General features: G+C 72.0%; 9 protein-coding genes. 4 read left to right on the forward strand and 5 right to left on the reverse strand.

The window, feature by feature from the left end:
* Positions 1-380 precede the first annotated feature (380 nt).
* Entirely contained in the window at positions 381-2,888 is a 2,508-nt protein-coding gene (locus tag ACMCNO_RS24230) for a cyanophycin synthetase family protein (protein WP_412751739.1), read from the reverse strand.
* 148 nt (positions 2,889-3,036) lie between these two features.
* Entirely contained in the window at positions 3,037-3,522 is a 486-nt protein-coding gene (locus ACMCNO_RS24235) for a winged helix-turn-helix transcriptional regulator (protein ID WP_412751740.1), read from the reverse strand.
* Between the two features lie 55 nt (positions 3,523-3,577).
* On the opposite strand from ACMCNO_RS24235, the gene ACMCNO_RS24240 reads away from it, so the two are divergent.
* Together ACMCNO_RS24240 and ACMCNO_RS24245 are read left to right on the forward strand one after the other, a co-directional pair.
* Positions 3,578-4,138 carry a PaaI family thioesterase gene (locus tag ACMCNO_RS24240; RefSeq protein WP_412751741.1) on the forward strand — a complete coding sequence of 187 codons (561 nt, stop codon included), beginning with the start codon at positions 3,578-3,580 and terminating at the stop codon, positions 4,136-4,138.
* A gap of 134 nt (positions 4,139-4,272) precedes the next feature.
* Positions 4,273-4,812 (forward strand): alpha/beta hydrolase, encoded by a 540-nt coding sequence (locus ACMCNO_RS24245; RefSeq protein WP_412751742.1) that lies wholly within the window; start codon positions 4,273-4,275, stop codon positions 4,810-4,812.
* Positions 4,813-4,891: 79 nt separating this feature from the next.
* Here the strand turns inward: ACMCNO_RS24245 and hisS are convergent, their stop codons facing one another.
* Both hisS and ACMCNO_RS24255 read right to left on the reverse strand, forming a co-directional pair.
* Entirely contained in the window at positions 4,892-6,214 is a 1,323-nt protein-coding gene (gene hisS / locus ACMCNO_RS24250; RefSeq protein WP_412751743.1) for a histidine--tRNA ligase, read from the reverse strand.
* Between the two features lie 21 nt (positions 6,215-6,235).
* Positions 6,236-6,949 carry an MBL fold metallo-hydrolase gene (locus ACMCNO_RS24255; RefSeq protein ID WP_412751744.1) on the reverse strand — a complete coding sequence of 238 codons (714 nt, stop codon included), beginning with the start codon at positions 6,947-6,949 and terminating at the stop codon, positions 6,236-6,238.
* 253 nt (positions 6,950-7,202) lie between these two features.
* Between ACMCNO_RS24255 and ACMCNO_RS24260 the strand changes: the two genes are divergently transcribed.
* On the forward strand, positions 7,203-8,081 hold the full coding sequence (locus ACMCNO_RS24260; protein WP_412751745.1) for a peptidylprolyl isomerase: 879 nt from the start codon (positions 7,203-7,205) through the stop codon (positions 8,079-8,081).
* A gap of 37 nt (positions 8,082-8,118) precedes the next feature.
* Positions 8,119-8,946, forward strand: a complete 828-nt coding sequence (locus ACMCNO_RS24265; RefSeq protein ID WP_412751746.1) for a peptidylprolyl isomerase — start codon at positions 8,119-8,121, stop codon at positions 8,944-8,946.
* Positions 8,947-9,063: 117 nt separating this feature from the next.
* On the opposite strand, the gene ACMCNO_RS24270 is transcribed toward ACMCNO_RS24265, so the two are convergent.
* Positions 9,064-11,451 (reverse strand): RelA/SpoT family protein, encoded by a 2,388-nt coding sequence (locus ACMCNO_RS24270; protein WP_412753797.1) that lies wholly within the window; start codon positions 11,449-11,451, stop codon positions 9,064-9,066.
* Positions 11,452-12,283 lie beyond the last annotated feature (832 nt).

Genomic DNA, 12,283 nt, shown 5'->3' on the forward strand with positions numbered 1-12,283 from the left:
GGTCAGAGGTGTTTTGAGGCTCAACGCCTGTCCGAACTAGACGGTATGCCAGGTTCGCGTACTCTTGCGACAGTCACCCATTAGTGAGGCATCCGAGCAGACCCTCGCACTTCTCGTGGCGAACACGTTACGCAGCGAATTCCTCGGCCCGATCGGAACAACGATCAGACCCGGAATCCGCTCCGGAACTCGCCGACGATTACCGTGCGTTGCCATTCTTTCGATACTCATTTTCCGGCCCTATCGGTACTCCGACCCCGGGGCTCCGGCATTGACCAGGACAACCCCGCCTGATTGGCCGATCCGGGCGAACGATCATTCCTTATTCGCAGCCGTCGACATTCGTACGGACATAGCGGCCAAGTCGGTCGTGTACCCGATCATCGGGCGGCGCCGGCCAGCCCCACCTCCGCCGGCCGGGCGCCCCGCTCGTGCAGCAAGCCCAGCGCCGCGTCCGCCTGCCCGGTCAACAGCAGCACCACATCGCCGGGATCCGCGAGCCGCAGCGCGGCGTCGAGCGCTTCCGCGCAGCTCGCCGCGCGCACCGCGGTCAGCTCCGGTCGCCGGGCCAGCATCTCCCGCTCGACCAGCGCCGCGACCTCCCCGGGGGCGCGTCCCCGCGGTTCGCCGTCGTAGAGCACCACCCGGGTCAGCCCGTCCGCCAGCACCTGCGCGCTGGCCGCCAGCAGGTCGTCGCGGCGATCACCGGGCAGTGTGACGGCCGCGAGGCAGCGCGTGGCACCCCACAGCCGGTGCAGGGTCCGCACCACGGCCGCCAGCGCCGCCGGGTTGCGGGCGTGGTCCACGAACACCGACACGTCGCCGACCCGCAGCAGGGTGCCCCGGCCGGGGTTGTGCCGCGGCGGGTCGAACTCCGTCAGCCGGGCGAGCGCGACCTGCTGCGCGGTGCCCAACGCCCGGGCCGTCGCCAGCGCGGCGAGCGCGTTGGCCACGGCGAACCCGGCCGCTCCCCCGAACGCGCCCGGCACCTCGGCCGCGCGCACCAGCGGCGTACGGCGGGCCCCGGTCGCCTGCACCAGCCAACCGTCCTCCACCAGGTACGCGGTGCCGCCCCGGGCCAGGTGCGCGGTCAGCATCGGACGCGGCGGGTCCAGACCGAACCAGACCACGCGCTTGCGCTCCGCCCGTACCCGGGGCAGGTCCACCAGGCCGCGGACCCGCGGGTCGTCCGCGTTGAGCACGAGGGTCCCGCCGTCGCGGACCCGTTCCGCGATCAGCGCCTCGACCTGCACGAGGTCCTCAATCGAGTCGGCGCCGTCCTGGCCCAGGTGGTCGAGGGCGATGTTGGTGATCACCCCGACGTCGGTCCAGTCGTAGCCGAGCCCGCCACGCACCGTCGCGCCACGCCCGGTCTCCAGCACCGCGGCCTGCACGCCGGGGTCACCCAGGACCATCTGCGCCGCGCCCGGCCCGGTGGCGTCGTCGCGGTGGATCAGCCGCCCGTCGATGCTGACCCCGTCGGAGGTGGTGAGCCCCACCCGCTGCCCGGCGCCCGCCAGCAGATGGGCGACCAACCGCGCGACGCTGGTCTTGCCGTTCGTCCCGGTGATTGCGGCGGCCGGGATCCGCCCGTCGGATCCACCGGGGAACATGGCCGAGACGATCGCGTCCCCGATGTCGCGGGCCCGTCCCTGCGCGGGCGCGAGGTGCCGGAGCAGCCCGGGTGCGGCGTTGACCTCGACGACCCCACCGGAGGGCTCCCCCGTGCGGTCGCCGGGCGGCACCGGCGCCGCGACGTCGGCCAGGCGCAGGTCGACGCCGACGATGTCGAGCCCCACCAGCGCGGCGACGCGCCGGCAGAGCCGGGCGACGTCGGGGTGCACGACGTCGGTGACGTCACGGCTCGCCCCGCCGGGGCCGGGGGGCGCCGGGATCCGCTCGGCGGCGGCCACCACCTCGTCGGCCACGACCAGGACGCGGTAGTCCCGGCCCGGCAGCTGACGTTCGACCACCACGTCGCCGCCCGCGGCCGCGAACGCCCGCTCGACCTCGTCCGGGGTGCCGAGGTCGAGGACGACCCCCTCGCCCTGCCGCCCGCGCCGCGGCTTGACCACCACCGGCGCCCCGAGCCGGTTGAACAGGCGCACCGCCTGCTCGGCGGTGTTCGCGGCGCCACCGGGCACCACCGGCACACCCGCCTCGGCCAGCAGCCGCCGGGTGACCTGCCGGTCCCCCGCGATGTCGACGCCCACCCCGCCGGTGCGGTCGGTGCGGGCGGCCCACGCCAGGCGGCGCCGGGTGCCCCAGCCGAGCCGCAGCAGGCCGAGATCTCCGTAGCGCTCGACCGGGATGCCCCGGCGCCGGGCGGCGGCGATCACGGAACGGGTGCCCGGCCCGGTCGCCTGCCGCTCGGCCAGTGCGGCCAGCTCCGCCAGGCGTTGCGCCAGATCGAAGCCCGGTAGCGCGGCGGCCACCGAGGTCACCACCTCCACGGCGGCGTCCAGCAGCTCGGCCGGCAGGCTGGAGTCGGACGACTCGTCCGCGGGGCACTCGACGACGAGGTCGTACTGTCCCGGCTCGCCGGAGGCGACCGTACGGCCGAAGCTCACCTCCCGGCCGATCCGGCGCGACAGCTCGACGCAGACGTGCTCGGTGACGTGTCCGAAGTACGTGCCCACGCGCATCCGGCTGACGAACCCGCCGGGGACGCCCGGGTATGCCGCAGCTCCGGCCAGGCCCTCAGCGCCGCCCGCCGCGCAACGGTGCTCGGCCAGGCCGGGCAGTGCCCGCAGCAACCGTTCGGGAAAGCCGGCGACGTCGGTCGTCTCCTGCCCGGCCAGCTCGTCCATCCGCAGGCGCGCGACGACGACGGGCTGGGGGAGGTACACATTGGGTCCGCGCAGGTGCCGGACGCTCAGGATCTTCACCACACCCCTCCTCGGCCGGCCGGGACCAGAGTGGAACCACCCCTGAGATTAATCGGAACATTTCCGAAACATCCCGCTAATCTCCGAGTCACCGGCAGCCCTCGCCCAGCGTCCGGGGTCCGTTCCGTCGTGGCCTGACGGACCCGGATCAGCGCCGCCGGGCGCCGGGGCCGGGGCGCGGCACGATCTCGCGGTACTCGCTGACGTGGTGGCCCTCGGTGCAGTACAGCTCGCCGTGCACCGCGGCGCCGCAGTCGCGGTGCACCATGACCAGCGGCGGGCCCTCCGGGTCGGCGAGATACCGGTCACCCCACTCGCGCACCGCGATCAGCACGGGATACAGATCGAGACCCTTCTCGGTGAGCCGGTACTCGTGGCGCTCCCGGGCACCGGGCTCCCGGTACGGCTCGCGGCGCAGCAGCCCGTTGTCGACCAGGGTGGCCAGCCGGTTGGCCAGAACCTGACGCGGGATGCCGGTGCGCGCCCGCATGTCGTCGAAGCGCCGGTTGCCGATGAAGACCTCGCGCAGCACCACGACGGTCCACTTCTCGCCGAGGACCGCCATGGCCCGGCCGATCGTGCAGACGTCGGCGCTGTAGCCGAGGGCCTCGGGGTGTGTGGTGGCGCGCGTCATACCGCCAGGCTAGGTCTGTTTGACAGATGCAGCAAACCGGTGCGAAGCTGCGTCCATGACCCAGACTCAGAACGCCGCCGGTCACACCGACGATCTCGGGGCCACCCCGGCGGACGACGGCGTGCGCGCCCGCACGTTCACCTGGACCGATCCCGCCCGCCACGCCCATCTGCTGGGCCGCTGCGGGGGGCTGGAGCTGCTGCAGCGCATGGCCGCGGGCGAGTTGCCACCGCCGCCGGTCATGGAGCTGCTCGACATGTCCGGCATGGAGGCCGAGCAGGGACGGGTCACCTTCTACCTGCGACCCCAGGAGTTCCACTACAACCCGCTCGGCACCGTGCACGGGGGTGTGCTGTCCACCCTGCTCGACAGCGCCGCGGCCTGCGCGGTGCACAGCACACTGCCCTCCGGGCTCGGCTACACGTCGCAGGACCTCAACGTCAAGTTCCTCCGGCCGGTCACGGTGGCCTCCGGGCGGCTGCGCTGCGAAGGGGTCGTGATCCAGCGCGGCCGCCGCACCGCGTACGCGGAGGCCCGGCTGACCGACGGCGAGGGCCGCCTGGTCGCCCACGCCACCTCCAGCTGCCTCATCTTCGAGGCGAGCCCCGCCGCCTGATCAGGCACCGGCCGGCACCTCGCGCCGTCGCGTACCCGGAAAACGCCATGGCTGGGCGTTGGGCCACGACGGCGCCGTCGTGGCCGCCTCGACCGCGGCCGTCAGCTCCGCGGGACCGTAGGTATGGTCGCGGCATGCTCGCCGGAATCGTGGTGCCGGGTCGCGAATACACCGCGCAGGGTCCGCTGCTCCACCTCGCCGACCGCGCGCTGCGGGACAGGCGGGCACACCTCGAGACCATCTCCTGGACCGTCCCGTCCGGGCTGGCGGACGTCGGCCCTGAGCCGTTCGTGCGGGCACACGTGGACGCGGCCCTGCACCGGGCCCACCAGGCGGCGCCGCAGGCCCGGCCGGTGGTGATCGCCAAGTCGCTGGGCAGCTGGGCGGCCGCCCTGGTGGCCGAACGCGGGCTGCCCGCGGTCTGGCTGACCCCGGTGCTCACCGCCGACGACGTCGTCGCCGCGATCGGCCGCAGCCCCGCCCCGGCGCTGCTGATCTGCGGCACCGCGGACTTCGTCTGGGTGCCCAAGGCCGCGCAGGCGACCGGGAAGCCCGTGCTCACCGTCGCGGAGGCGGACCACGACCTGCGGGTGCCCGGCCCGCTGCGCCGCTACACCGACGCGCTCGGCACCGTGGCCACCGCGATCGAGGAGTTCCTCGACGGGCTCGGTTAGCACGATCCGGGTGGCTTGATGATCGATCAGCCCGAAGGCCGACATCCGGCGAAGGTGGCGCTGCCGGAGCGCCGCACGCCTAGCTCGCGGTGACCGTGGCGTGCCGGTCGGCGGCGGGTGGCTCCCACGTCGCCGCGTCTGCGTCGACCTGGGCGCCGGAGCGGATGTCCTTGACCGAATCGGCGGCCCCGTCCACACCCGGGAACCACACGTACGGCACCCCGCGGCGCTCCGCGAAGCGGATCTGCTTGCCGAACTTCGCCGCCGTCGGCGCCACCTCGGTGGCGATGCCGCGACGGCGCAGCGCGGTCGCGATCCGGTCGCAGGCGGGCCGCAGGTCGTCGTTCGGCAGGGCCACCACCACGCAGGTGGGCACGGGACGGGACACCGCCAGCGCGTCGCGGCCGAACAGCAGCCCGAGCATCCGGGACACGCCGATGGAGATGCCGACCCCGGGGAAGCGTTCCGTTCCCGCGGTGGCGAGATTGTCGTACCGGCCGCCGGAGCAGATCGAGCCGAACTGCTCGTACCCCTGTAGCTGCGTCTCGTACACCGTGCCGGTGTAGTAGTCGAGACCACGGGCGATCTTCAGGTCCGCGACGACCAGGCCGGGGGCGTGCTCCACGGCGGTCTCCACCACCCGGGCCAGCTCGGCGAGGCCCTCGTCGAGCAGCGGGTCGCCGACGCCGAGCGCGCGTACCGCGTCGACGAACGACGCGTCCGACGCGCTGATCTCCGCCAGCTTCAGGCATGCCGCGGCCTGGGCGTCGGTCGCACCGGCGGTCTCGACCAGCAGCGCGGCCACCTTCTCGGGGCCGATCTTGTCGAGCTTGTCGACCGTACGCAGCACCTGGTCGGTGTCGGCCAGGCCGAGGCCGCGGTAGAAGCCTTCGCAGACCTTGCGGTTGTTCACCAGGATCCGGGCGGGCGGGATCGGCAGGGCGGCGAACACGTCGCCGATCACCAGCGGCATCTCGGTGTCGTAGTGGAACGGCAGCGTGTCGCGGTCCACCACGTCGATGTCGGCCTGCAGGAACTCCCGGTAACGGCCCTCCTGCGGGCGCTCGCCGCGCCACACCTTCTGGATCTGGTAGCGCCGGAACGGGAACTGCAGCTTGCCCGCGTTCTCCACCACGAAGCGGGCGAACGGCACGGTCAGGTCGAAGTGCAGGCCGAGCGCGTCGTCGCCACCGGACGCGGCCGGGTCCTCCTGCAGGCGGCGCAGGAGGTAAACCTCCTTGGAGGTCTCTCCCTTGCGCAGCAGCTGGTCCAGGGGTTCGACCGCGCGGGTCTCCAGGGGAGCGAAGCCGTACAACTCGAAGGTGGCGCGGATCCTGTCCAGCACGGACTGCTCGATCATGCGCTGGGGCGGCAGCCACTCGGGGAAGCCGGAAATGGGCACTGTGTTTCTCCGTATGCGGGGTCAGAGGCCGCGGCGGGGCGCGCCGGTCAGTTCCCGCAGGTACGGGTTCGAGGCACGCTCGCGGCCGATGGTCGTTGCCGGTCCGTGGCCGGGCAGCACGACGGTGTCGTCGGCCAGCGGCAGGATCTTGTCCCGCAGGCTGGCCATCATGGTCGCCGTGTCGCCGCCCGGCAGGTCGGTGCGCCCGATGGAGCCCGCGAACAACACGTCACCGGAGAGGCAGACCTCGTCACCCTCGACGGGCTTTCCAGCCCACGACGTGCCGGCGCCGGGCAGCCGGAACAGCACCGACCCGCCGGTATGGCCGGGAGCGTGGTCGACCGTGATCTCGATGCCCGCGATGGTCAGGGTGCCGCCGTCGGTCAGCTCGGCCACGTCGTCGGGCTCGGTGTACGGCAGCCGGCCGCCGAACAGCGCGGCCAGGTCGACGCTCAGCCCCTTGGCGGGGTCGGCCAGCAGCTCCCGGTCGGCGGGGTGCACGTACGCCGTGATGCCGCGGGCGCCGCACACGGGCGCCACGGAGAAGGTGTGATCCAGGTGGCCGTGGGTCAGCAGCACCGCGGCCGGGTGCAGCCGGTGCTGCGCGATCACCTCGTCGAGCCGGTCCAACACGCCGATGCCCGGATCGACGATCAGGCACTGCTCCCCCGGACCGGCGGCCAGCACGTAGCAGTTGGTGCCGAACGCCTCGGCCTCGAAGCCGGTGACGAGCACAGGGCACCCCTCTCGCACGGTCGGTATCGCCACGCGAGCCTACCGTGCGGCAGGTGCGGCCCTGCGGTGCGCCGGGCCCGGCGACTGCGGGCCGCGACACCGTACACACCGTGACGGAACCTCGCACACCACATTCTCAGGAGTTACCCGTACACTCTTGCGGGCGTGTGGCATCGCGCACTCGCCGCTACGGGCCGGGGGGCGCACCGGGTGGGGCGCGCGCGCCGCGACGGGATGAGGAAGGAAGCACTCGGTGGCATCCAGCAAGGACCGGCAGCGGAAACTGGCGCGGGCCAAGCTTGACCGGCAGCAGGCGCGCCGGGCCTCGAAACTGCAGCGCCGCCGGCGGATCCAGGCCGGTGTGGGTGCCGCGCTCGGGCTGCTGCTCATCGTCGGCGGGGTGGCCTGGCTGGGCGGCGCGTTCGACAGCGACGACGACGCCGACACCCCCGACGCCGCCAACTCCGACGTGTGCGTGTGGATGCCGCAGAGCACGGCGGGCAACACCAGCCTCAAGGACGTCGGCATGCCGCCGACCAAGGGCATTCCGACCTCGGGTACCCAGACGATGACGATCACCACCAACCAGGGCAAGCCGATCGTCGTGACCATGGATGTGACCACCACGCCGTGCAGCGCGGCCAGCTTCAGCTACCTCGCGGGCAAGAAGTTCTTCGACAACACCGAGTGCCACGAGCTCACCACCGAGGGCGCCGTGCACTGCGGCGACCCGACCGGGACGGGGCAGGGCGGCCCGACGTACGGCTTCTACGACGAGAACCTGCCCACCGCCCCGCCCACCCCGGCGCCCAGCCCGTCGGCGAAGACCCCGCCGAAGATCGCCCCGGTGTACCCGAAGGGTACGGTCGCCATGATCGGCAACCCGCCGGGCACCAACGGCAGCCAGTTCCTGATCTTCTTCAAGGACTTCAGCCCGGCGACCCCGCAGTATTCGATCGTGGGCCGGGTCACCGACGGCATGGACACCGTGGCGGCGATCGGGCGTATCCCCGTCGTGGACAATGGCACCGGTGCCAAGGTCAAGCCCAAGGAGAAGATCGTGGTGCAGAGCCTGACCGTCTCCGCCGCGACCGGCGCCACACCGGCGCCCGCCACCAGCAGCCAGTCCTGACCACCCTCACCGCACCGAGGCATACAGGAGGAAGACCGTGTCGTCGATCAAGGACCGGCAGCGCGCGGCGGCGCGGGCCCGGCTCGAGAAGGAGATGGCCGAACGCGCGACGGCCGCCAAGAAGCGGCGCCAGCGCCAGGCCGTCATCGGGTCGGCCGCCGCGGTCGTGGTGATCGCCGGCGCCGCCGTGTGGATCGTGACCGCCCTGCGCGATGACGACAAGACGTCGAACAAGGCCGGCGCCCCGCCGGCGGGCACGGTCGCCTGCACCTGGATCCCGGTGGACGCCGGCTCCGGCGCCAAGGTCAAGGACGTGGGCACTCCGCCGGCGAACGTCCCGAACACCGGCAAAGCCACGTTGACGATGAACACGAACCTCGGGCCGATCGCGGCCACGGTGGACAATTCCAAGGCGCCGTGCACCAGCGCCGCCTTCACTCACCTGGCCAGCAAGCAGTTCTGGAACAACACGAAGTGCCACCGGCTGACGACGGAAGGCATCAAGGTTCTGCAGTGCGGCGACCCGTTCGCGACCGGCAAGGGCTGGCGACCCACGGACGGCCAGGGCGGACCGAGCTTCCGGTACGCGGAGGAGAACCTGCCGACGGACAAGAACCCCCCGTACCCGGTGGGCACGATCGCGATGGCCAAGACCCAGCAGCCCAGCTCGACCGGTAGCCAGTTCTTCATCGTCTGGGGCGACACGCCGCTGCCCGCGCAGTACACCGTGCTGGGCACGGTCACCTCCGGCATGGACATCGTCCAGTCGGTGGCCAAGGCGGGCACGGACAACGCCAACGCGCCGGGCGACGGACATCCGAAGAAGGAAGTCGTCATCTCCAAGCTCACCATGGCCCCGGCCTGACGGGCGAAACGTAGACGCAGGGACAATGCCGCTGCCGCCGACTGGCGACAGCGGCATTGTCATGTGCGGCAATTGAGCGGCAAGCAGCCTCCGCGAACGGCGCTCAGGCCGGGACGGTCACGCCCCGGAGGTCACGCGGTAGGCGTCGAACACGCCGTCCACCTTGCGCACCGCGGCGACCAGATGGCCCAGGTGTTTCGGGTCGGCCATCTCGAACGTGAACCGGCTGACCGCCACCCGGTCCCGGGTGGTCGTGACCGTCGCGGACAGGATGTTCACCCGCTCCTCCGACAGCACCCGGGTCACGTCCGCCAGCAGCTTGTGCCGGTCGAGCGCCTCCACCTGAATGGCCACCAGGAACGTCGACGCGCTGGTCGGCTTCCAGCTCACCTCGACGACCCGCTCGCGCTGCATCCGCAGGTCCTCCGCGTTCGCGCAGTCCTCGCGGTGCACGCTCACCCCGCCGGAGCGGGTGACGAAACCGAACACCGTGTCGCCCGGCACCGGGGTGCAGCAGCGGGCCAGCTTCACCCACACGTCACTGACGCCCTTGACGACGACGCCGGGATCCTGCGCGCTGCCCCGGGTACGCGGCGGGCGGGTCGCGACGGCGGTCTCGGCGATGTCCTCGACCGCGCCCTCCTCGCCGCCGAACCCGGCGACGAGCTTCTGCACCACCGACTGCGCCGACACGGTGTTCTCGCCGACCGCCGCGTACAGCGAGGCCACGTCGGCCAGGTGCAGGTCGCGGGCGATCGTGGTCAGGTTCTCGCTGGTCAGCATGCGCTGCAAGGGCAGACCCTGCTTACGCATCGCCTTGACGATGGACTCCTTGCCGACCTCGATCGCTTCTTCCCGGCGCTCCTTGTTGAAGTACTGCCGGATCTTCGTACGGGCCCGGGGGCTCTTGACGAAGCCGAGCCAGTCCTGGGTCGGGCCCGCCGACGACGACTTCGAGGTGAAGATCTCGATGACGTCGCCATTGGACAGTGTGGACTCCAGCGGCACCAGCTTGCCGTTGACCCGGGCGCCGATGCACTTGTGGCCGACCTCGGTGTGCACCGCGTACGCGAAGTCGACCGGGGTGGAGCCGGTGGGCAGCGGGATGACGTCGCCCTTGGGGGTGAAAACGTACACCTCCTGGCTGGACAGGTCGAAGCGCAACGCGTCGAGGAACTCGCTCGGGTCGCTGGCCTCCCGCTGCCAGTCGAGTAACTGGCGCAACCACGTCATCTCGTCGATGTGCGCGGGCGGGCCCACGATCGTGGCGCCCTTCTGCTCCTTGTACTTCCAGTGCGCGGCGATGCCGAACTCCGCGGTGCGGTGCATCGCGAACGTACGGATCTGCATCTCGACCGGCTTGCCGGTGGGGCCGATGACCGTCGTGTGCAGCGACTGGTACATGTTGAACTTCGGCATCGCGATGTAGTCCTTGAACCGGCCCGGCACGGGCTGCCAGTTCGCGTGGATGACGCCGAGGGCCGCGTAGCAGTCGCGGACCGTGTCCACCAGGATGCGGACGCCGACCAGGTCGTAGATGTCGTTGAAGTCGCGGCCCCGCACGATCATCTTCTGGTAGATCGAGTACAGGTGCTTCGGGCGGCCGGTGACCTCCGCCTTGATCTTCGCGGACTTCAGGTCGAGCTGGACCCGCTGGGTGACCTGGCGCAGCAGTGCCTCGCGCTGCGGCTGGTGCTCCCCGATCAGCCGGTTGATCTCCTCGAACCGCTTCGGGAACAGCGTCCCGAACGCCAGGTCCTCCAGCTCCCACTTGATCGTGTTCATACCGAGGCGGTGGGCCAGCGGGGCGAGGATCTCCAGCGTCTCCTTGGCCTTCTGCTCCTGCTTGGCGCGGGGCAGGAAGGTCAGCGTACGCATGTTGTGCAGCCGGTCGGCCAGCTTGATGACCAGCACCCGGGGGTCTTTGGCCATGGCCACGACCATCTTGCGGATCGTCTCTGCCTTCGCCGCGTCGCCCAGCTTGACCCGGTCGAGCTTGGTCACGCCGTCGACCAGCAGCCCCACCTCGGCGCCGAAGTCGGTCTTCATCTGCTCGAGCGAGTACGCCGTGTCCTCAATCGTGTCGTGCAGCAGCGCGGCCACCAGGGTCGTGGTGTCCATGCCGAGATTCGCCAGGATCGTCGCGACGGCGAGGGGATGCGTGATGTACGGGTCGCCCGACTTGCGGTACTGCCCCGAGTGCCAGCGTGCCGCCACGTCGAATGCGCGCTGCAAGGCCCGGATGTCCGCCTTGGGGTGGCTGGCCCGGTGGGTGGCGATCAGCGGCTCGAGCACCTCGCTGACCTGGGTGCTCTGCCACGGGGCATTGAACCGGGCCAGCCGGGCCCGGACCCGGCGGCCGGTCGGTGCGCTGGCCAGCGCCCCGAGCGGGGCGGTGGGGTCGTCGGCGGCGGTCAGCGGCTGGGTCGCCTCAGCGTCGCCGCCGGTGGCGCGCGCGGGCGCGCCGGGCGTACCCGGCCGGCGGGGCGCTCCGGGCCGCACGATGGTGGCCTCGGTGCGTGCTGCCCGGGCGGACGCCTCACGCTTGGGCGCATCGCCACCCTTCGGCGCCTCACCGGTCTTCGGCGCCTCACCGGTCTTCGGTGCAGCACCGACCTTCGATGCTCCACCGGCCTTGGGCGCCTCCCCCTTGGGCGACGCGGGCTTGAGCCCCGCGCCCTTGCCCGACGCCGCCTGGGGCCCGTTGCCCTTGTCCGGCGCGGCCTGGGACCCGTTGCCCTTGTCGGGCGCGCCCTTGGCGGCGTCTCCCTTGACCGATTCCCCCTTGAGCGGCGTGGCCTTGGGTGCCTGACTCTTGGACGCCGCGGCCTTGGGCGCCGCCGTCTTCGGCGCCGCCTTGGCGGGGCGCTCGCCCGCCGGGGCCGTGGGGCCCCCGGCCGGTAGGCCCGCCCCGGCGGGACGGTCGTCGGCGCGCGGACCGGACTTGGCCGGGCGGTTCGGGGAGCGGGGCTTGGTGGCGCGTTCCGGCCCCGGCGGGCCGCCGTTGGGCTGCGCGAGATCAGCGACAGGTGCCTGTCCGGGTTTCGTCGCCTCCCCGGCCGCCTGCGGTGTACTGGGGCGCGCGGAGTCCGCCGCGGCCGCCGACTGCGGGTCGGCGCCGGGCTGTGAGCTGTCGGTCGGCTGCACCGCGCCCTTCACCGGAGGAGCGACGTCGCTGGACACCGGCCTCCTCACACCATCGCCAGGGAACCCGCCAGCCGGGGTCGACCGGAGGGCTCCTTCACCGCCAGGAACACCGTTGCTCACCTGGTTGGAAACGTCATCCTACCCGGGACTCCATACCCGGTGGCCGGGCCTGAACTCCGAAAGAGGTCGC

Source organism: Krasilnikovia sp. M28-CT-15, from assembly GCF_047159595.1.
GTDB lineage: Bacteria > Actinomycetota > Actinomycetes > Mycobacteriales > Micromonosporaceae > Actinoplanes.